Source organism: Aliivibrio kagoshimensis (assembly GCF_050337105.1).
In the GTDB taxonomy this organism is placed as follows: Bacteria; Pseudomonadota; Gammaproteobacteria; order Enterobacterales; family Vibrionaceae; genus Aliivibrio_A; species Aliivibrio_A kagoshimensis.
The window spans coordinates 57,411-77,506 of record NZ_JAKJSQ010000011.1; the positions used below are offsets into that span (position 1 = coordinate 57,411).

General features: G+C 42.4%; 20 protein-coding genes, 1 riboswitch and 1 other annotated feature. Of the genes, 9 read left to right on the forward strand and 11 right to left on the reverse strand.

Features of this window, described 5'->3' with window-relative positions; all coding sequences use genetic code 11:
• Window positions 1-70 precede the first annotated feature (70 nt).
• The 4 genes from cmoB to L4C32_RS05985 all read left to right on the forward strand — a co-directional run bounded on the left by cmoB (window position 71) and on the right by L4C32_RS05985 (window position 4,399).
• A complete protein-coding gene (gene cmoB / locus L4C32_RS05970) occupies window positions 71-1,042 on the forward strand; it encodes a tRNA 5-methoxyuridine(34)/uridine 5-oxyacetic acid(34) synthase CmoB (protein WP_428195947.1) in 972 nt (323 codons plus the stop codon).
• 61 nt (window positions 1,043-1,103) lie between these two features.
• Window positions 1,104-1,877, forward strand: coding sequence for an ATP-dependent zinc protease family protein (locus tag L4C32_RS05975; protein WP_428195948.1), 774 nt, complete (start codon window positions 1,104-1,106; stop codon window positions 1,875-1,877).
• Between the two features lie 47 nt (window positions 1,878-1,924).
• Window positions 1,925-3,433 (forward strand): inactive transglutaminase family protein, encoded by a 1,509-nt coding sequence (locus tag L4C32_RS05980; RefSeq protein WP_428195949.1) that lies wholly within the window; start codon window positions 1,925-1,927, stop codon window positions 3,431-3,433.
• Between the two features lie 3 nt (window positions 3,434-3,436).
• Window positions 3,437-4,399 (forward strand): alpha-L-glutamate ligase-like protein, encoded by a 963-nt coding sequence (locus L4C32_RS05985; protein WP_428195950.1) that lies wholly within the window; start codon window positions 3,437-3,439, stop codon window positions 4,397-4,399.
• 56 nt (window positions 4,400-4,455) lie between these two features.
• Here L4C32_RS05985 and L4C32_RS05990 read toward each other — a convergent pair whose 3' ends face one another.
• Both L4C32_RS05990 and cysS read right to left on the reverse strand, forming a co-directional pair.
• Window positions 4,456-5,034 carry a thymidine kinase gene (locus L4C32_RS05990; RefSeq protein WP_428195951.1) on the reverse strand — a complete coding sequence of 193 codons (579 nt, stop codon included), beginning with the start codon at window positions 5,032-5,034 and terminating at the stop codon, window positions 4,456-4,458.
• Window positions 5,035-5,106: 72 nt separating this feature from the next.
• Window positions 5,107-6,492 (reverse strand): cysteine--tRNA ligase, encoded by a 1,386-nt coding sequence (cysS, locus tag L4C32_RS05995; protein WP_428195952.1) that lies wholly within the window; start codon window positions 6,490-6,492, stop codon window positions 5,107-5,109.
• Window positions 6,493-6,627: 135 nt separating this feature from the next.
• On the opposite strand from cysS, the gene L4C32_RS06000 reads away from it, so the two are divergent.
• The 4 genes from L4C32_RS06000 (at window position 6,628) to L4C32_RS06015 (ending at window position 9,736) form a co-directional block, all read left to right on the forward strand.
• On the forward strand, window positions 6,628-7,122 hold the full coding sequence (locus tag L4C32_RS06000) for a peptidylprolyl isomerase (protein ID WP_428195953.1): 495 nt from the start codon (window positions 6,628-6,630) through the stop codon (window positions 7,120-7,122).
• Window positions 7,123-7,184: 62 nt separating this feature from the next.
• Window positions 7,185-7,910, forward strand: a complete 726-nt coding sequence (gene lpxH, locus L4C32_RS06005) for a UDP-2,3-diacylglucosamine diphosphatase (RefSeq protein ID WP_428195954.1) — start codon at window positions 7,185-7,187, stop codon at window positions 7,908-7,910.
• 145 nt (window positions 7,911-8,055) lie between these two features.
• Window positions 8,056-9,264, forward strand: a complete 1,209-nt coding sequence (locus tag L4C32_RS06010; RefSeq protein ID WP_428195955.1) for an EAL and HDOD domain-containing protein — start codon at window positions 8,056-8,058, stop codon at window positions 9,262-9,264.
• Entirely contained in the window at window positions 9,242-9,736 is a 495-nt protein-coding gene (locus L4C32_RS06015) for a YchJ family metal-binding protein (RefSeq protein WP_428195956.1), read from the forward strand. Before L4C32_RS06010 ends, L4C32_RS06015 begins: the two co-directional genes overlap by 23 nt.
• 86 nt (window positions 9,737-9,822) lie before the next feature.
• On the opposite strand, the gene hisIE is transcribed toward L4C32_RS06015, so the two are convergent.
• From hisIE to L4C32_RS06060, 9 genes are all read right to left on the reverse strand, one after another.
• Entirely contained in the window at window positions 9,823-10,452 is a 630-nt protein-coding gene (gene hisIE, locus L4C32_RS06020) for a bifunctional phosphoribosyl-AMP cyclohydrolase/phosphoribosyl-ATP diphosphatase HisIE (protein ID WP_428195968.1), read from the reverse strand.
• Between the two features lie 41 nt (window positions 10,453-10,493).
• Complete coding sequence (gene hisF, locus L4C32_RS06025; RefSeq protein ID WP_428195957.1) at window positions 10,494-11,267, reverse strand: imidazole glycerol phosphate synthase subunit HisF; 774 nt, start codon at window positions 11,265-11,267, stop codon at window positions 10,494-10,496.
• The gene (hisA, locus tag L4C32_RS06030; protein WP_428195958.1) at window positions 11,249-11,986 is read right to left on the reverse strand and encodes a 1-(5-phosphoribosyl)-5-[(5-phosphoribosylamino)methylideneamino]imidazole-4-carboxamide isomerase; all 738 of its coding nucleotides are present in this window, start codon (window positions 11,984-11,986) and stop codon (window positions 11,249-11,251) included. The genes hisF and hisA overlap by 19 nt, the downstream gene beginning before the upstream one ends.
• A gap of 12 nt (window positions 11,987-11,998) precedes the next feature.
• Window positions 11,999-12,616: an imidazole glycerol phosphate synthase subunit HisH gene (gene hisH, locus L4C32_RS06035; RefSeq protein ID WP_428195959.1), complete on the reverse strand. Its 618-nt coding sequence runs from the start codon at window positions 12,614-12,616 to the stop codon at window positions 11,999-12,001.
• The gene (gene hisB, locus L4C32_RS06040) at window positions 12,616-13,689 is read right to left on the reverse strand and encodes a bifunctional histidinol-phosphatase/imidazoleglycerol-phosphate dehydratase HisB (RefSeq protein ID WP_428195960.1); all 1,074 of its coding nucleotides are present in this window, start codon (window positions 13,687-13,689) and stop codon (window positions 12,616-12,618) included. Before hisB ends, hisH begins: the two co-directional genes overlap by 1 nt.
• A gap of 38 nt (window positions 13,690-13,727) precedes the next feature.
• Window positions 13,728-14,771, reverse strand: coding sequence for a histidinol-phosphate transaminase (gene hisC / locus L4C32_RS06045; RefSeq protein ID WP_428195969.1), 1,044 nt, complete (start codon window positions 14,769-14,771; stop codon window positions 13,728-13,730).
• 10 nt (window positions 14,772-14,781) lie between these two features.
• Entirely contained in the window at window positions 14,782-16,086 is a 1,305-nt protein-coding gene (gene hisD, locus L4C32_RS06050; RefSeq protein ID WP_428195961.1) for a histidinol dehydrogenase, read from the reverse strand.
• Window positions 16,087-16,089: 3 nt separating this feature from the next.
• The gene (gene hisG / locus L4C32_RS06055) at window positions 16,090-16,986 is read right to left on the reverse strand and encodes an ATP phosphoribosyltransferase (protein WP_428195962.1); all 897 of its coding nucleotides are present in this window, start codon (window positions 16,984-16,986) and stop codon (window positions 16,090-16,092) included.
• A 93-nt stretch (window positions 16,987-17,079) separates the two neighbouring features.
• Window positions 17,080-17,206, reverse strand: a sequence feature (His leader region).
• A gap of 214 nt (window positions 17,207-17,420) precedes the next feature.
• Window positions 17,421-19,004 carry a Na+/H+ antiporter NhaC family protein gene (locus tag L4C32_RS06060; protein ID WP_428195963.1) on the reverse strand — a complete coding sequence of 528 codons (1,584 nt, stop codon included), beginning with the start codon at window positions 19,002-19,004 and terminating at the stop codon, window positions 17,421-17,423.
• Between the two features lie 90 nt (window positions 19,005-19,094).
• Window positions 19,095-19,276: riboswitch (Lysine riboswitch) on the reverse strand.
• A gap of 303 nt (window positions 19,277-19,579) precedes the next feature.
• Between L4C32_RS06060 and L4C32_RS06065 the strand changes: the two genes are divergently transcribed.
• Window positions 19,580-19,981, forward strand: a complete 402-nt coding sequence (locus L4C32_RS06065; RefSeq protein WP_428195964.1) for an H-NS family histone-like protein — start codon at window positions 19,580-19,582, stop codon at window positions 19,979-19,981.
• The last annotated feature ends 115 nt before the right edge of the window (window positions 19,982-20,096 follow it).

Sequence of the window (20,096 nt, forward strand, 5' to 3'; positions counted from 1 at the left end):
AATATTCATGTGGTTGTTGATGTTTCTACAATCACTCACCACTTACACTCGATAACGAATGACTGAATCTATGTTTGATTTCTCTGACTTTTACCAACTGATTGCTAAGAACCGATTAAGCCCTTGGTTGAATACTCTACCCTCACTACTTACCCACTGGCAAAATTCCGAGCATGGCGACATGCCCAAATGGCTTCGAGTGCTCAAAAAGATATCGACGGATAAACCGGATAACATCGAGCTGAAAAGTGAAGTGAAAATCACCAATGAAGTGGCGTTAGTGGCTGGGGAAAAAGCCAAACTAGAGAGCCTATTGAAAACCTTTCATCCATGGAGAAAAGGCCCGTATAACCTACATGACATTCATATTGATACCGAGTGGCGCTCAGATTGGAAATGGGATCGTGTCCTTCCCCATCTGTCACCATTAAAAGGTCGTCATGTATTAGACGTAGGTTGTGGTAACGGGTACCACATGTGGAGAATGCTCGGTGAAGGTGCAAAATTAACCATCGGCATCGACCCATCACATCTTTTTTTAGTTCAGTTTGAAGCCGTTCGTAAACTTTTGGGTAACGATCAACGTGCCCACCTCTTACCTCTTGGCATTGAACAGCTGCCAGCTTCTAACGCTTTTGATACTGTATTTAGTATGGGTGTGCTTTACCACCGTCGCTCTCCGTTGGACCATATCATGCAGTTGAAACAGCAATTGGTGCAAGACGGCGAATTGGTGTTAGAAACCTTAGTAATTGATGGTGATGAGAACGATGTCTTAGTTCCTACTGATCGCTATGCACAGATGCGCAATGTCTTCTTCTTCCCTTCAGCTAAAGCACTAAAAGTATGGATTGAAAAATGTGGCTTTGTGGATGTAAAAATAGCGGATATCAGTACTACCACCACTGACGAACAACGTACCACTCAATGGATGACTCACAACTCCTTGCCTGATTACTTAGATCCCAAAGACCCAAGTAAAACGATAGAAGGTTATCCTGCGCCTAAACGCGTGGTGATGATTGCAAGAAACCCAGACTAACTTGACCTTTAATATCAAACCCTTTTGAAATTACTCATAATTTTGTAGATTAGGAAAAATCATGCTTCGACGTACGCTCTCACTCTCTGCCCTTTTATTCCTGTCAGGTTGCAGTTTGCTCAGCGATAATAGCAATGAACAGACATTAACAGCTATCCAACAGGTTGAAACTAACATCCAGAGTCTAGATAGTAAGATTGATAATAAAATAAATAACTTAGAAACTTCTATCAATCAACAAAATGAATATATACTCAACCTTGAATCTGATTTATCCGCGATGGCTGAAGAGATGGTGCTAACCCGTCAGCAGCAACAGTTGATTATCAACCGATTAAAAGCGTCGTCAAATAGTGTTTCGCAAAAGAGCACTGAAAGCACCTTAAATCAATACAATAGTAGCAACTACGAACATACCCTTATTTTAGGGGCAAAAGAGTGGGTTACCATTGACGCTATTGACTCACGATTTACTGCTCGGGTAGACACTGGCGCGGCAACATCCAGCTTAAACGCCGTTAATATGCAAGAGTTTGAACGTGACGGGCAAAAATGGGTTCGATTTAACTTAGCAAATACGGCAGAAACTGATGAAAAAATTCAATGGATAAGTGCGCCAATCGTTCGCCATGTGAATGTTCGTCAGACTTCAAGTGATGAGCTTCAAAGACGTGCAGTGGTTGAGCTAAGAGTCGGGCTTGGGGCGCTCAATGAAAAAGTCCTCTTTACCCTTGCTGATCGCTCCCAAATGACGCATCCTATTTTACTAGGTAGAGAGTTCATTAAAGACATTGCCATTGTTGATGTCAGCAAAGAGTTCTTACAAACGCAATAGTAAATTCAATAACCATCTAATTTAGCTACTATTTCAACGGGGATGTTATGTCGTCTAGAATACCTTTTTATTTTCTGATCTCACTGCTCGTTGTTGTTGGACTGGCTCTTAGCTGGTTTAGGCACGATGTATACGGTGTTCCATGGGCGCCAGGTGAAACCTCGCAAGTATGGGATGTGGAAGCTCGCATTCAGTTCACCGCGTCAGGGGAAGCAGCCAAACTCTCAATGGCTGCACCTCAAACTCAAAAAGGTTTCACCCTTGTTGATGAAACCGCTTCGTCTCCTGGATACGGTATTGCCTATCTCAATACCGATAACGGTCGCAGAACAGAGTGGTCAATTCGTCAAGCCGATGGGCCACAAGTGCTCTACTACAAATCTCAATTCCTTGTTGACCCTAAAGCTGATTTTCAAGATGTAGACCCTACTGATGAAAAACTAGAAACCATCACTTTTGATGGCCCGCAACAATTATCAGCCCAGTCGTTGTTGGATCAAGCTCGAAAACACTCTGCTGATAACACCACGTTAACTCGTGAACTGATCAAACAATTTACTGACGGTGAGAATCAAAATGCCTCACTGCTGTTGAATAACCTCAAAAAAGAGCGCGCAATCTCTAAACTGCTGTCAATGGAAGGTATTCACAATAAGGTGGTCGGTGCGCTATGGCTCGAAGATGGTCGTCGTCGACAGTCAGTACAGCCCATGATAGAAATTTGGGATCAAGATAAGTGGGTGCTTTTTAATCCTGAAACCGGTGAACAAGGTCACCCTGACAATTTGCTGATCTGGGATGACTCAAATGTCTCCCTCCTAGATGTTGTGGGCGGAAAAAATAGCCAAATACTCTTTTCCATGATCTCCCAGGATATCTCCCCTTCTCAAGCAACGGCAAAGAAGGTGGTGACCGACGATCTATTAAACTTCTCTATTCACAGTTTACCGCTGGCTGAACAGTCGATGTTTAAAACCATCATGTTAATTCCAATTGGCGCATTAATTGTGGTGTTCCTGCGTATTATTATCGGCTTAAAAACATCAGGAACCTTTATGCCAGTGTTGATTGCTGTTGCCTTTGTGCAGACGCAGTTATTAACCGGTATTGTGGGCTTCTTACTGATCGTTGGTACCGGTTTAATCATCCGTGGTTATCTATCTCGGCTTAACCTCCTCTTGGTGGCCAGAATTTCTGCGGTGATTATTGCGGTGATTATGATCATCTCTGTCTTTACCGTTGTTGCCTTTAAAATAGGGCTTAATGAAGGATTGAGCATTACCTTCTTCCCGATGATCATTCTCTCTTGGACCGTCGAACGTATGTCGATTCTCTGGGAAGAAGAGGGTTGGAAAGAGGTAGCAACTCAAGGCGGTGGCTCTCTATTGACTGCTGTCCTTATCTACATCGCCATGACTAACCCTTATGTTGAACACCTCACGTTTAATTTTATTGGTCTACAGTTGGTGGTTCTGGCAGTAATACTGATGCTTGGTAACTACACGGGCTACCGTTTAACTGAACTTCGTCGCTTTAAACCATTAGCGGAGGATTAAACCATGTTTGACATGTTTACATCTCCATCGAAGCTTCATGTTAAAGGCATCATGGGAATGAACCAACGTAATGGCGGCTACATCGGCCGTTATAACGACAGAACTAAATATCCACTGGTTGATGATAAGTTAAAAACCAAGATTATTGCTGAAAAAGCAGGTGCAACGGTACCCAAGCTAATTGGAGTGATCAGCCATCAGTATGAAGTGAAACGTATTCATAAGATGGTTAAGCAGTGGCAAGGTTTTGTTATCAAACCAGCACAAGGGAGTGGTGGAAAAGGTATCTTAGTTGTCGTTTCTCATAAAGATGGTGTCTATTATAAACCTTCTGGTGCCTCAATAAACGAACAGGATGTGGAGCGACACATCACCAACGCATTAGCTGGTTTATTCTCTTTAGGTGGCAAAAATGATGTGGCGGTGGTTGAAAACTTAATTAAGTTTGACCCCGTATTCGATGGTTTCAGCTACGAAGGTGTTCCTGATATTCGGGTGATTGTCTTTAAAGGCTACCCAGTGATGGCAATGATGCGATTATCAACAGCGGCATCAGATGGTAAAGCTAACCTTCACCAAGGTGCTGTCGGTGTTGGTATTGATATCGCAACAGGCAAAGCTGTTAGAGCAGTACAATTTGATAAACCAGTCTTAAATCATCCAGACACTGGTAAAGAGCTGGCGACTCTTCAAGTCCCCCACTGGAATAAGCTATTAACACTTGCATCCAGTGCATGGGAGATGACAGGGCTGGGTTATTTAGGTACCGATATGGTGTTAGACAGTGAAGAAGGGCCAATGGTGTTAGAGCTTAATGCTCGCCCAGGGTTAGCCATTCAAATAGCCAATGGCGCTGGACTGCTACCTCGCCTGAGACACATTGAAGGGTTAGAACACGATGTTGTCTATCCAACACCTGCAGAGCGTGTTGCCTATTCAGCAGAACAATTTGGTACCCATGAATAACGGATACATGGATAAGAGCACAACATCTTTGTGCTCTTATCATTTTCAACACTCTGCTACTTATTCAGCGCTTCTTTATAGTGCTTTCGACACACTGATACATATAACTCATTACCACCAATAGCCACTTGATCACCATCTGCAATAGCAACCCCATGCTCATCTGTACGTATCACCATGTTTGCTTTCCGCCCACAATGGCAAATCGTTTTTAACTCAACCAACTTATCCGCCCACGATAATAGGTATCTGCTTCCTTCAAAAAGCTCACCTAAAAAGTCAGTTCTTAATCCATAACAGAGCACAGGGACATGCTGCTTATCCACAACCTCTGTCAACTGGTAAACTTGTTCTTTGGTTAAAAATTGACACTCATCAATGAGAATACAATCAATTTTTTGCTTTTGCGTAATGGCTGTAATGTCCGCTAACAGATCTTGCTCTTTTGAAAACAACTTTGCTTCTGCTTCTAAACCGATGCGAGAGCTTACTTTTCCTTCTCCATATCGAGTATCAATCGAGGCGGTAAAGATCAAAGGGGTCATCCCTCTCTCTTTATAGTTAAACGCTGACTGTAGCAGTGTGGTTGATTTACCCGCATTCATTGCCGAGTAATAAAAATACATTTGAGCCACAACTCATTCCTTATCTTTTTTATTTTAAAAAAAAGGCCAGTAATCACCAGCCTCTATCTACTATTTAATGGGTTATTTCGTTCGGCGCCAAGTCGTTCCCGCAGCCCCATCTTCTAACACAATGTTCATGGAGGTTAACGCATCACGCGCCTGGTCAGCAGCAGCCCAATCTTTAGCAGCACGAGCATCATTACGAGCTTTAATCAGTCGCTCGATTTCAACCACATCATCAGCATCACTGTCATCACCTTGTAAGAAAGCTTCTGGGTCTTGAGACAAAAGTCCTAATACATCCGCGAGTTCCCGCATCAATGCACCAACTGCAGACGCCTCTTCAATATTCTCTGTTTTCAAACGATTCACTTCACGTGCCATATCAAACAACACAGAGTAAGCTTCCGGTGTATTAAAGTCATCGTTCATTGATGAAGAGAAACGACTCACAAATTCACTGCCACCTGCAGGAGCAGCATTACGATCTAAACCACGCAATGAAGTATATAAACGCTCAAGTGCAGAACGAGCTTGTTTTAAGTTATCTTCACTGTAATTTAGTTGACTGCGGTAATGACCTGACATCAAGAAATAACGAACTGTTTCAGCATCATAATGACCCAAAACATCTCTAATGGTAAAAAAGTTACCGAGAGACTTTGACATCTTTTCACGGTCAACCATCACCATACCACTGTGCATCCAAGTATTCACATACTGACCGTCGTGCGCACAGCAAGATTGTGCAATTTCGTTTTCATGATGTGGGAACATCAAATCAGAACCACCACCATGAATATCAAAATGGTTGCCTAAAATAGAAGAGTTCATTGCTGAACACTCAATGTGCCAGCCCGGACGTCCATCTCCCCAAGGTGATTGCCAAATTGGCTCTCCCGCTTTAGACATTTTCCACAGAACGAAATCCATTGGGCTTCGCTTAGCACTCTCTATATCGACTCGAGCACCGGCTTGTAGCTGTTCTAAATCTTGGCGAGACAGTTTGCCGTAATCATCAAACTTCTTCACTTCGAACATTACGTCACCATTTGAGGCGACGTAAGCAAAACCCTTTTCAATCAATAATTCAACCAGCGCGATAATTTCAGTTATATATTCTGTCGCCTTCGGTTCGATGTCTGGACGCTTCATTCCGAGCGAATCAAAATCGGCATGCATCTCTGAAATCAGACGCTCAGTAAGGCTGTCGCAACTCTCGTTATTTTCAGCAGCGCGCTTAATAATTTTGTCATCGATATCCGTAATATTACGTACAAAGGTCAAGTCGTAACCTAAGAAACGCAGATATCTTGAAACCACATCAAATGAAACAAACGTGCGGCCATGACCGATGTGGCACAAATCGTAAATAGTAACCCCACAAACATACATACCAACCTTTCCAGCTTCGATTGGCTTAAATTCTTCTTTCTTCTTTGTTAGTRAGTTATATATTTTTAACATTCTTATTAGGCTCATTAAGATGGGATTACACGAAGCGGTGAATATACCAGAATTTTTCTGCTAATCGTAGTGTGATCATAGCTAAGTTACGTTAGAATCACTGCTACACAATTTAAGACCCATAAAGGTAAAATCATGATCACACTTCACACCTCTTTCGGTGATATTAAAATCCAATTAAACGAAGAAAAAGCACCTGCTACGTGTGCGAACTTTTTACAGTACTGCCAAGATGGTTTTTATGACAATACTATTTTTCACCGTGTGATTGATGGCTTCATGGTTCAAGGTGGCGGCATGTCTTCTGGCTTAGAAGAAAAACAAACTCGCGCAACGATTAAAAATGAAGCAAATAACGGCCTAAGCAACAAAACAGGCACGCTAGCAATGGCTCGTACTAACGAACCACACTCTGCAAGTTCACAGTTCTTCATCAATGTGAATGACAACACCTTCCTTAACCACACTTCTGAAACACCTAACGGTTGGGGATACTGTGTATTCGCCGAAGTGGTTGAAGGAATGGACGTGGTTAACAAAATCAAATCTGTCTCTACTGGAAACTCAGGCTACCACCAAGATGTACCTGTAGAAGAAGTGCTGATTACTGGTGCTACAGTAGTCGCATAGCAATCGTAAAGGGCAGATGTGAATTTGCCCTTTCATTAATACTCACAGTCTATTTGGTAACTATGACCACTCTTTTTATCTCTGACCTTCATCTTTCTGAAGAACTTCCCGCCATTACAAAGTGCTTTTTAGCTTTCATGAAAAATGAAGCGATTAATGCGGATGCTTTGTATGTGTTGGGTGATCTTTTTGAAACATGGTTTGGCGACGATGATAATAGTGCGTTTAATCGCACTATTATCAACGCCTTTAAAACACTCACCGACTCAGGTGTACCTTGTTTTTTCCTTGAAGGAAACCGGGATTTTCTGATTGGCAAAAAGTTTGCAAAGCAGACTGGAATGACGCTGCTTCCTGAGATCTGCACCATTGACCTGTATGGCACCAAAACACTGATCATGCATGGTGATACATTGTGCACCAAAGACGAAGGCTATCAGAAATATCGTGCTACAGTGCATAAGCCTTGGGTCCAATGGATTTTCCTTCACTTACCATTAAATGTTCGCCATCGATTGGTGGGCAATATAAAAAGCAGCAGTGCAGAAAAAAAAGAACAAAAGCAAATGGTTATCATGGACGTAACGCCCGAAGAGGTGTTTTCAGAAATGCAAAGGTTCAATGTAACGCAATTAATCCACGGACACACACACCGTCCTGCGGTTCATGAACTAACCTTAAACAGTGGTCTCGCCAAAAGAGTGGTGTTGGGTGATTGGTATTCCCAAGGATCGGTGTTACTTGTGACTGAGCAATCTATGGAACTTCAAGTTCGATCTTTTATTTAGAATACTTATCGTATGTAAATGATTGTTATTAAACTATGAATATTGTTGACTATTTCGTTGTAATTGGAATCTAATCATAGTTTTTTGTTTATAATTTAGWATGATGCCACAGTTAGATTTTTGTAACTCATTATAAGAGCCGTTAATGTACTCATATGTAGCCCGACAACCTATTCTAGATATCGATAAGAAAACGATCGGCTATGAGCTGCTTTTTCGTGATGGACCCAAAAACACTTTTCCTGATGTCGATCCTGAACTGGCTACCAACCGATTGCTTTCGGACCACTTTTTAACCTCTCAATGCAGTGCGACTGGAAACAAACTCGGTTTCGTTAATTTCCCTTATCAAAGCTTGCTCAATCAAGTGCCTTCTCTGTTCCCAACTGAAAACTTGATCATTGAAATACTGGAAGATTGCAAACCAACCGATGAACTTCTGGATGCCGTTGGTATTCTGTCGAAAAAAGGGTATCAAATTGCACTGGATGATTTTATTCCAGATCCTAGTTGGACTCGTTTTTTACCTTATATCAATATAATTAAGTTTGATATCAGGCAAGTACCGATCAAAAAAGCAGCCATTTTCATAGAGAGATGCGCTCGCTTCAACATTCAATTTTTGGCTGAAAAAGTTGAAACCTATGAAGAGTTCAAGCAAGCAAAAGACGTCGGTTTTGAGTTATTTCAAGGCTACTTTTTTAGTAAACCTGAGATGTTACAACAACGTTCTTTAGAGCCCTCTCAATTAACTGTATTACAGTTATATAAAGAGATTTCTCAAAAAGATATCGATTTTGAAGCGGTTGAAAAAATTGTTGGTGCGGATGTATCTTTGTCGTATAAGCTTTTAAGGTACGTTAACTCTTCAACCATAATACGCAACCCGATCACCTCCTTCAAGCAAGCACTTGTCTATTTAGGTGAGGCTCGCTTGCGTCAATTTATCTCTCTGGTCGCCATTGCTCACGCGAACCAAGCCAAGCCCCACTCTCTATTTTCGCTCTCGATTCAACGAGCAAAAATTTGTGAAATGTTAATCGAGTCGAGTAAATCCAGGGTTGAACCTGGACAAGCTTTTTTAGTGGGTATTTTCTCTTTGCTTGAATCCCTGCTTGATCAACCATTGCACTCTATTTTAGAGCGCCTACCGATCAGTGAAGAGATTAAGTCTGCTTTAACCGCTTACGAAGGTGAACTTGGCACGCTGTTATTGCTAGTACAAGCATACGAACAAGCTGACTGGAAAGCCGTCAGTATTCATGCGAAACAGTTAAATATTTCTGAAGCTCTTATTGCTGAAAAATACTCAGAGTCAGCTCAATGGGTTGATGATTTTACCATTGACGAATAACACTGTGAATTTATGTCCTTGCGGCAGCAACAGCGTCTACACGGAGTGCTGTCAGCCTGCTCATCAATCAGGTAAAGCCAATACCCCTGAACAGTTAATGCGTGCCCGTTATTGTGCCCACAGCTTGAAATTGACTGATTTTATTATCAACACCTACCACTCAAGTTGCCAAGCTGAATCTTTTCGTGAAGAGATTGAAGCGTCTACCAATAGCAATTGGTTGAACCTGCAGATCGTCAATGCACCTGTTGCTGATGAAAATGAAGGGTTTGTTGAGTTTAAAGCGACCTTTATCGAACATGGTAAGCAGTCTGTCCTGCATGAAACATCGCGCTTTGTTATCGAAAATAATTGCTGGCGATACATTGATGGCACCTACCCAGAACAAGACCGTAGCATTCACAAAATTGGACGAAATGACCCGTGCCCATGTGGCAGCGGCAGAAAATTCAAGAAGTGCTGTGACGCGTAATCACTAAGTGACTTGCCGTAGTACGGCATAACGATAAAGGGCCTGATATCACTATCAAGCCCTTTTTACGTAGTGAGACTAACTTATCATCTAGTGGCGTGTCTCTCTTTGAGTTTATTTATGACATCATTCAGTTCAAGATCTTGATCTTGAAGCAGCACTAATAGGTGATAAATCAAATCAGCAGACTCACAAATCAACTCCGGCTTGTCGCCCGACGTCGCCGCAAGCGCGACTTCAACGCCTTCTTCACCAACCTTTTGCGAAATGCGCTTGGTGCCACGAGAGTATAAGTTTGCGGTATAGGAAGAATCTGGATCTGCATGTTTTCTAGCTGCCAACAGTTGCTCAAGTTGATGAAGGAACACTAGTGAAGACTCTTGCTGCTTATCACCATCAAAACAGGTAGTGGTTCCTGTATGACAAGTGGGTCCAATTGGGGTCACTTTCACCAACAAAGTATCATTATCGCAATCAAGTGCGATGTTCTGTAAGGTAAGTATATGCCCAGATTCCTCACCTTTCATCCACAGACGCTGTTTTGTTCGTGAGAAAAAAGTAACCTTTTGTTTTTCTATTGTATTTAAAAGGGCCTCTGGATTCATATAGCCCATCATTAGTACCTGACCACTTGCAAAGTCCTGTACAATCGCTGGAATAAGCCCTTCGACTTTATCCCAATCAATACGTCCATTTAATGATTCAAATGTTGTCATCTCGGTAAATCCCTTCGAGCCACTGCTCTTTATTACATCACTCATAAACGAACTTCCACATCCTGTTGCTGCAAAAACTGCTTTAACTCACCAATGTTAATCACTTGCTTATGAAAAACGGATGCAGCCAAAGCACCATCTACATTAGTTTGTTTAAATACATCTGAAAAATGGACCATCTCTCCTGCTCCTCCAGAAGCAATAAGAGGGACATGGCACACTTCCCTAACCATATTCAACTGCGTTAGATCATAGCCATTACGAACACCATCTTGGTTCATCATATTGAGTACAATTTCACCGGCACCACGTTTTTGAACTTCTTGTACCCAATCACGAGTTTGCCATTTGGTGGCTTTGGTTCGCTCTTCATCACCCGTGAACTGATACACTTGATACTGCCCTGTTTCAGCATCAAAATAGGAGTCAATACCCACCACAATACACTGCACACCAAATTTATCAGCGAGCTGAGTGATCAGTTCTGGATTGGCTAGAGCTGGTGAATTGATGGAGACTTTATCGGCACCAAACTCCAATATTCTTGAAGCGTCTTCGGCTGATTTAATTCCACCAGCAACACAGAACGGAATATCAATAACTTCTGCAACACGTGCCACCCAGCTCTTATCGACCACGCGACCATCACTCGACGCTGTAATATCATAAAAAACCAACTCATCGGCCCCCTCTTCAGCATAACGCTGAGCAAGAGGTACGATATCACCAATGATTTCATGGTTACGGAACTGAACCCCTTTAACCACTTGACCATCACGTACATCTAAACAGGGTATTATTCGCTTTGCCAACATGAGAATGCCTCCTCTGCGGTAAACTTACCATCTAATAGAGCTCGGCCAACGATCACTCCGGCGACACCCGCCCCTTTTAATGCTTCAATATCGGCTAATGAACCAATACCACCTGATGACTGAAAGTTAACCTGCGGATACTGCTTACACAGATCAATGTAAAGTTCGACGTTCGAACCCGTTAAGGTGCCATCACGAGAGATATCTGTGCACAGAACATGTTTTAATCCAACTTGGAGATAGTCTTGTAGCAGTGCTTCAATCGTCACGCCAGAATCTTCTTGCCACCCTGAGATAGCCACATTTCTCACGCCGTCTTTGTCTATATTGATGTCTAAAGCTAACACAATTTTTTCTGGCGAGTATTTCTCCATCCAGCCTTTCACCATTTCAGGCTGCTTAACGGCTGTCGAACCGACAACCACTCGTTGAGCACCGGCTTCAAGCAAATCAATCACATCTTGTTCACTGCGTACGCCGCCGCCAATCTGAATATTGGCCGGGGTACTCGCTAGCAATGTTGCAATTAAAGGCAGCTGGCGGGCAGTCGTATCTTTAGCTCCCGTCAGATCAACAAGGTGCAACCAATTGGCACCTGCTTGATGGTAAAGTGCAAACTGTTCGACAGGGTTGACTTTGTATTCAGTAACTTGACCATAATCGCCTTGAAACAATCGGACAACCTGACCTTCTATTAAATCTAATGCTGGAATAATCATTGAAAAATCCTTTTACAGTTCCAAGAAGTTTTTAATAAGTTGAGCGCCGACTTTACTTGAACGCTCGGGATGAAACTGCACCCCATAATAGTTACCACTTTGTATCGCAGCAGTGAATGGTTGTCCGTAATCGCAGCTGGCAATGGTATCTACTCCGACTGACATACCAAAACTGTGCACAAAATAGAAATAGCTATTTGCTGGAATGTCTTTAAACAGAGGATGTTCTGATTGAACATTCAACGTATTCCAGCCCATGTGTGGCAGAGGTAGATCGCCTGTCTCCAGTTTTTTCACCTCGTTATCACATAGGCCCAAACATTCGATCAGTTGATCGGCTAGCTGCCCATTCTCTTGCGACTGCTTGCCAAGAAGCTGCATCCCTAAACAGATGCCAAGCAGCGGTTTTTCAACCTGCTTAACCAACTCAATCAAACCACGTTGTTTGAGGTTTTTCATCGCTTCACTGGCCGTCCCTACACCGGGTAGAAACAGCTTATCAGCCGCTAATACTGTCACAGGGTCTTTGCTTATTGTTACCGCATACCCTAAACGTTCAATGGCAAATTTAACCGAAGAGACATTGGCACAGCCAGTATCAATGATCACTACATTGGTATTTGTAGGCATTAAAGCACTCCTTTACTGCTTGGAAGCTCATTGCCTTCCACTTTAATCGCTTGGCGCAGTGTACGACCAAACGCTTTAAATAAGCTCTCCACAATGTGGTGGTCATTCTGGCCAGTTGAGCTTAAGTGGAGGGTGCACGCTAATGTATCTGTGAGTGATCGGAAAAAGTGCCCTACCATTTCAGTTGAGAGATCACCGACTTGTTCGCGACCAAATTCGGCTTCAAATTTAAGATAAGGACGACCTGATAAATCAAGAGCACATTGCGCTAAACATTCATCCATTGGCAAGCTAAAACCGAAGCGACCAATGCCACGCTTGTCACCCAGAGCTTGTTTCAACGCTTCTCCCAATGCCAAAGCGGTGTCTTCCACTGAGTGGTGATCGTCAATGTGAAGATCTCCCTTAACAGAAACCTTTAACTGAAACCCACCGTGCGTAGCAATTTGATCCAGCATATGGTCGAAAAAACCAAGCCCCGTTTCAATCGAATTACCACCACTTTCATCCAAGTTTACCGCGACACGAATGTCTGTCTCTTTGGTAGTACGCACTACCTCTGAAGTGCGAGCATTTACGGTTAAATCTTTAACAATTTGTGGCCAATTTAACGTTTCTGGGTTGTATTTGATGCCTGTAATGGCCATGTTCTCTGCAAGCTGAAGATCAGTATCGCGATCACCAATTACCGCTGAGGTAGCAAAATCCACTTTTCCATTTTGCAAATACTCTTTGACCATCCCCAGCTTCGGTTTGCGACAACTGCAGTTATCCTCTTCAAAGTGCGGACAGATAAGTACATCATCAAACTTTACACCTTGAGATTCAAAAAAGTCCATCATCATAGTATGAGGGGCATCAAATTCATCTTGCGGATAACTGTCAGTGCCTAGTCCATCTTGATTGGTGACCATCACTAATCGATACCCGGCCTCTTGCAAGGTCAGTAAGCTTGGGATGACAAGGGGTTCAAATTTAAGTTTGTCTAATCGGTCAACTTGAAAATCAACTGGTGGCTCAACAATTAATGTGCCATCACGGTCAATAAATAGAATTTTTTGTTTGTTACTCATGCGGAGTTCCTTCCCTGATCTTAAAATTAATGAGTCGTCTAGCTTGCTATGAAGTTTCGAACAAAAGAGACCACTTTCTCGCACTCTTCACGATTACCGACAGTAATACGAATGCACTGCTCAACAGGGGAACGACGTAAAATAATGCCTTTATCCCATAATGCCTTAAACAGCCCGTCAGCATCAGGAAATTTAATTAATAGGTAATTTCCCCAGCCGTCGAACACTTCTACCCCTTCTAGCATGCTAAGACCTGCTTGTAGATAAGCTCTATTTGCACCTAGATCCAGTACCTGAAATTTCATTCGGGCTAATCCCGCTTCAGAAAGCGCTTGCAGTGCAATATCTTCTACAGGTACTGGAACAGGATAAGGGGCAATGACTTTAAGCAGTAGATCGATGATGGGCTTATTCGCTAGAGTGAACCCACAACGTAATCCAGCCAATGCAAACGCTTTTGACATGGTTCGTAAAATGGCTAAGTTTTGGTATTTTGCTAACAGATCTTTTGTGGTGGCTTCAAGGCAAAAATCGATATACGCTTCGTCCATCACCACAATCGCTTTTCCTGCTGTCATCTCTAGAAGTGAAATAATATCAGTACGATTAATTAGATTTCCCGTTGGATTGTTTGGGCTACATACAAACAACAGTTTTACACTATCAAGATTCTTCTCTATTTCAGCAAGATCTAGCTGCCACTCAGCGGTTAACGGCACGACTTTTTGTTCAACACCAAACGTCTCTGCACTGACCGCATACATCCCATACGTCGGTGGGCAATAGAGAATAGAGTCACAGCCAGGTTCACAAAATGCACGTATCAGCAATTCAATGCCTTCATCTGCGCCGCGGGAAGTGATCACCTGTTCACTCTCTACACCGGCATAATTTGCATAGGCCTTTAATAATGCAGGTGGTTGGCATTCACTGTAACGATTTAAAGAACTGTACTGCGCTTTATATTCATTATTAAATGGTGATTCGTTCGCATTAAGCCATACATCACCTTTGCCCCCCAATCGACGTGCTGAAAGATAAGGCGTTAACTCTTGTACCTGTTTTCTTGCTAACTTTTCTATCGTCATCTTTCTAACCCTCAGCTCTCATCGCCTGCAGTTTCTCTACTCTGATCGTTACCGCGCGTTTGTGGGCGTCTAACCCCTCTGCATCTGCCATCGTCACGACTGTTGGAGCCAAAATAGCCAAACCATCCGCCGTTAACTCTTGGACCGTCATTCTTTTCGAGAAATCGGCTAAGCCTAAGCTTGAGTAGGTGCGTGTAAACCCATAGGTTGGCAGCACATGGTTGGTACCCGACGCATAGTCCCCAGCAGATTCTGGTGACCACTCACCCAAAAATATGGACCCAGCGTTATCCAATTCATCCAATAACCCGCGAGGGTTCTCAGTTTGTACAATAAGATGCTCTGGTCCGTAGAAGTTTGAAATGGTGACACACTCTTCAATCGACTCTGCCACGATAATTAAGCTACTCTCTAGTGCTTTTTCTGCAATATCTGAACGAGAAAGAAGTGCAAGTTGGCGATCGACAGCCAGTGACACCTCTTCTGCAATACGGGGAGATGGCGTCAACAGAATCACTTGAGAGTCAGGCCCATGTTCGGCTTGACTGAGTAGGTCAGCGGCAACGAAGTCAGGGTCGGCACTCTGATCGGCAATCACCAATACCTCTGAAGGCCCTGCTGGCATATCGATAGCCGCACCACGAAAGTCATTGCTCACTTGGCGCTTAGCTTCAGTGACAAACGCATTCCCAGGGCCAAAGATTTTATCTACTTTAACCACACTTTCTGAACCATACGCCATAGCAGCAACCGCTTGAGCACCACCAATATTATAAACTGCATCGATATTACACAGTTTGGCTACGAAGAGAATCTCATCGGCAATGGGAGGAGGAGAACACAATACCACTTTACTACAACCAGCAATTTGAGCCGGCACACCTAGCATCAATACCGTGGAAGGTAATGGCGCACTTCCACCAGGAATATACAGGCCCACGGTATTAATTGAACGAGTGATCTGTTCACACACAACGCCAGGTTGAGTTTCAACTCTAACTACAGGCGCAATTTGAGCTTTATGAAAAAGCGTAATATTTTGGTATGCCTGTTGCAAAGCCTCTTTAATCTGCTCAGACAAACGGTCACACGCCGCGTCAATATCCGTTGTAGAGACTTGAGTTGACGAAGGAGCTGCACCATCAAATTTAGCAGTAAGTTCAGTGATAGCGGCATCACCACCCTCTTTAACTTGTTGAATAATACCTGAGACCGCTGCCTTTATATTCGCTCCCTCTACCATTGCTGGTCGCTGAAGTAGCTTATCTTGCTGAGCCTCATTCAAGGTATTCCAAACTACCGATTTCATTCTCTACCCCAACATTTTTTCAATAGGTAAGACAAGAATAGAACTTGCACCAAGCTCTTTTAACTCTTCCATTGTTTCCCAAAAAAGATTCTCTGTACTGACGAGGTGGATGGCCACTCTTCCTGTCTCTTGCGCCAATGGCAATACCGTAGGGTCTTCTGCTCCAGGTAGCAGCGCAACGACTTTGTCTAACTGCTCAACAGGAGCGTGCAACATAATGTATTTTGACTCTTTTGCTTGAATAACCCCTTTCATACGCGTCAACAGCTTGTCAATTAACGCTTGTTTTTCTGCTTCAAACTCTCCCGTACGTTGAATCAATGTCGCTTTTGAACGGAAAATCACCTCCGCTTCTTTTAAACCATTCGCTTCAAGTGTGGCTCCAGTAGACACCAAATCACAGATGGCATCTGCTAAACCTGCACGAGGAGCAACTTCAACGGAACCGTTGAGCATGCATGTTGAAAAATCCACACCCTTCTCATCCATAAAACGCTTTACAATTTGAGGATAAGTCGTCGCAATTCGTTTACCGGCTAGATCTTGTGGCCCACTGTAGGCTTCATCTTTACCAATTGCGATTGATAAACGACACCCTCCAAAATCTAAGCGTCTTAACTGAACGTAGTCATTCGGCTTATTTTGAGCCGCACGCTCTAAACCGACCTCTTCCAACTCATTTTCACCAATCACACCAAGATCAACTACGCCATCCATGATCAAGCCTGGAATATCATCATCGCGAACCAACAACAGATCGATAGGCATATTTTCAGAGTGAACCACTAAACGTTCACCCGCGATGTTAAACTTCATACCACTGCGTTTAAATAGCTCTTGGCACTCTTTACTTAAACGGCCTTTTTTCTGTATAGCGATTCTTAGTCGTTGTGTAGTCATTGCATAATCCTTGTGCKAAGTTGAATAATTATCTATTAATTTTGTATAACCAGTCTGTTTTTCTCACTGGTCACTCTTTGTTAGTGTGTTAAAACGAAAAAACCCTCGGAATTTCTTCCGAGGGTTTAAATGTTATTCTAAAATCCGGAAGAGTTAATCAATTTAGCCTCCGGATAAGCGTATCCTCCCGAAAGACTAGTCAGGATGATGATGATGGTGAGATAGAATAATTTGGATACGCATAATGCTCTCAATAATTTGGTATTAAATAATAAAGCTAGGCGTTTAATTTTGCCGCTTTGTTGTCTTAACTACACAGTAACTAAGCTTGAATTATTAATCAACAGTTAATTTTCAGTTATTGAAAATATTCATTTTGAACATAAAAAAAGCCAGTGAATTAATGCACTGGCCTCCGATATTTCGACTCAACTCTACGCGGACACAGGTCTACGAGATAGGTAAGCCATTACGCTACAGACAAGGATAAACGCAACCGTTGAAGCAAGAAGAGCGACGATCACTGAATCTGCAAAACCTAAGGCGATAAAACCCACAATAGAGACCAATGCGACCGCTAATGCATATGGTAGCTGAGTCGCCACATGATCAATATGTGAACATCGAGCACCCGTTGATGACAAAATCGTGGTATCTGAAATCGGCGAGCAGTGATCTCCAAATACTGAACCTGCTAATACCGCACTTAGCATAGGAAGGATCATAACAATATCTGTTGCTGCAGCCATGTCACCGGCAATAGGTAGCATGATGCCAAACGTTCCCCATGACGTACCGGTTGAAAATGCCATTAACCCTGATAATAAAAAGAGAATCACAGGCAACCAATGTAAGCCGATATTGCCTTGTACTAACGTAGACAAAAATGCACCCGTTTTCATATCACCAATCACAGTACCAATCGTCCACGCAAAAAATAGGATCAAAATAGCACCAAACATTGATTTACAGCCGATCCACATTGTTTTGCTAATATCAGCCACTGAGAGTTTCTGTCTGAATACGGTAAATAGCGCACTGATCAAACCAATCACACCACCGTAGCAGAGTGATAGTCCCACATCCGTATTTTCAAAAGCACCTAGTAGATTGAATTCAATACCGTCAGAGATTAATGCTTGATTTCCGGTATAAAGCATAAATGACACTGTCGCCACAATCAAAGTGACGATAGGGATAATCAAGTCTTTAACACGACCGTTGTCACTCTCTTCAATATCCAGTTCATCATTTAAATCGTGCGCAAGTGAATCATTATGCTCAGCATCAAATCCATTGCCTTTATTCGCCTCTAATTCATGCTTTCTCATCTGCCCAATATCAAGCTGGAACCAAGCAACGGCGAAAACCATGGCAATGGCAAAAATAGCGTAAAAATTCATCGGGATCAGTCTGACATAAGCGCCGAGTGCTGAATACTCTGTCACTCCATGACTTAATAAGATACCGCCAATAATCGTGATGATGTAAGCACCCCAGCTCGATGCTGGCATAATTACACACATTGGAGCTGCCGTAGAGTCTAAAATGTACGCCAATTTAGCGCGTGAAACTTGAAAGCGATCCGTGACAGGACGAGAAATTGAACCTACCGCCAAACTATTAAAATAGTCATCGACGAAGATGAAAACCCCTAAAGATGCGGCTAACAATTTAGCACCTCTTTTGGTTTTAATCCTTTTTTGAGCCCACTCAGCAAAAGCACGAGTGCCGCCTGAGAGTGTTAACAGCGCCGTCATCATGCCTAATAACAATAGAAAAGCAACGATGCTCATATTCCAGCTGTTAATCGCGCCATCATCAATAAAAACGCTTAGGACAGAGTCAGCAACATATTGGCCGCTGTTAAATAATGAAAAATCAGTTAGTAGCAGACCGCCTAAAACGATACCAACACCAAGCGATAGTAGAACTCGACGGGTAATGATCGCTAAAGTAAGTGCAATCAGAGGGGGTAATAGTGATAAATATGAGTTTGAAAAATCAATTAAATTCATGATATTCGATGACCAATCTTAGTGATTGGAGATCTACTGAAGACACGGAGTAACCCGATCTATAAAACGATAAGTGTTCATTGAACCTCACCCGACAGTAGCGCTCCATAGTTTAAAAAAAATATACTATGGCAGTGTTATACCTATTAAGTATAACCCCAGCTAACCACCTTGATAGGGAAAGTTAACTTCGGCACTGGCTCCTTTCATGTATTGTCAACGGAATCACCCTACAACACGTTACTAATAGGCAGTGCGCCTCTACCTTTAAAAGGTATTCACATTGTACGTAGCAGATAGCACGGTGACAAGTGCTTATTAGGGACTTTGTTGCAAGTTTTTCACACTTTGTTATTTATAAATTGAACTTGTATTATAAGTATCCCTCTAATATTCCTTTGGATAATAATAAACGATTTGTTACTACTATTTACAAATAGACTCTGTCAATTTCTTGCAAATTTTCATTTATATATTTCATTATTGTAGAGAACTGAATATAATCAATTCAGTTGTTAAAGAATATAATCCTGATAGTATGATGTCGATACTATAAATAATAAAAGGTTCTGAACATGTCAGACACAATTAAAACACTTTTAAACCTTCGCAGCTTACGTGCTCTTTCTCGTGAAATGACCATTGAGCAATTAGAAGAGAGTCTAGAAAAATTAACAGCAGTTGTTACTGAACGCCTTGATAGCGCCGCTGAAGAGCTTGCTAAAAACGCTGAGCGTGAAGAGAAGCTAGCAAAATATCGCGAAATGATGCTTGAAGACGGTATTGACCCTGAAGAGCTATTAGCTTCAGTTTCTGGTCAAGCCAAACCAAAAGCCAAAAGAGCACCTCGTCCTGCAAAATATAAATTCATTGACCAAAATGGCGATGAGAAGACGTGGACAGGTCAAGGTCGTACTCCTTCAGCATTACAAATGAAACTAGATGCTGGTGAAAGCTTAGACGCATTCTTGCTGTAAACCTCTTTACTACGAATTATAAAGCCTCGCTATTTAGTGGGGTTTTTTATTTTTAATCCCTAGCTATTATTTTATATCTCAATCTATTTTACTCTCCCTTGAAACTGGCATATGC

Bases quoted from the DNA above. Each gene is read 5' to 3' on its own strand.
- L4C32_RS06000 (WP_428195953.1), top strand. From the start codon at position 6,628: ATGATCACACTTCACACCTCTTTCGGTGATATTAAAATCCAATTAAAC.
- hisD (WP_428195961.1), bottom strand. From the start codon at position 16,086: ATGAAATCGGTAGTTTGGAATACCTTGAATGAGGCTCAGCAAGATAAG.
- hisA (WP_428195958.1), bottom strand. From the start codon at position 11,986: ATGATTATTCCAGCATTAGATTTAATAGAAGGTCAGGTTGTCCGATTG.
- L4C32_RS06065 (WP_428195964.1), top strand. From the start codon at position 19,580: ATGTCAGACACAATTAAAACACTTTTAAACCTTCGCAGCTTACGTGCT.
- hisG (WP_428195962.1), bottom strand. From the start codon at position 16,986: ATGACTACACAACGACTAAGAATCGCTATACAGAAAAAAGGCCGTTTA.
- L4C32_RS05985 (WP_428195950.1), top strand. From the start codon at position 3,437: ATGTTTGACATGTTTACATCTCCATCGAAGCTTCATGTTAAAGGCATC.
- hisIE (WP_428195968.1), bottom strand. From the start codon at position 10,452: ATGACAACATTTGAATCATTAAATGGACGTATTGATTGGGATAAAGTC.
- hisB (WP_428195960.1), bottom strand. From the start codon at position 13,689: ATGAGTAACAAACAAAAAATTCTATTTATTGACCGTGATGGCACATTA.
- hisH (WP_428195959.1), bottom strand. From the start codon at position 12,616: ATGCCTACAAATACCAATGTAGTGATCATTGATACTGGCTGTGCCAAT.
- L4C32_RS06060 (WP_428195963.1), bottom strand. From the start codon at position 19,004: ATGAATTTAATTGATTTTTCAAACTCATATTTATCACTATTACCCCCT.
- cmoB (WP_428195947.1), top strand. From the start codon at position 71: ATGTTTGATTTCTCTGACTTTTACCAACTGATTGCTAAGAACCGATTA.
- L4C32_RS06010 (WP_428195955.1), top strand. From the start codon at position 8,056: ATGTACTCATATGTAGCCCGACAACCTATTCTAGATATCGATAAGAAA.
- lpxH (WP_428195954.1), top strand. From the start codon at position 7,185: ATGACCACTCTTTTTATCTCTGACCTTCATCTTTCTGAAGAACTTCCC.
- hisF (WP_428195957.1), bottom strand. From the start codon at position 11,267: ATGTTGGCAAAGCGAATAATACCCTGTTTAGATGTACGTGATGGTCAA.
- L4C32_RS06015 (WP_428195956.1), top strand. From the start codon at position 9,242: ATGATTTTACCATTGACGAATAACACTGTGAATTTATGTCCTTGCGGC.
- L4C32_RS05980 (WP_428195949.1), top strand. From the start codon at position 1,925: ATGTCGTCTAGAATACCTTTTTATTTTCTGATCTCACTGCTCGTTGTT.
- L4C32_RS05975 (WP_428195948.1), top strand. From the start codon at position 1,104: ATGCTTCGACGTACGCTCTCACTCTCTGCCCTTTTATTCCTGTCAGGT.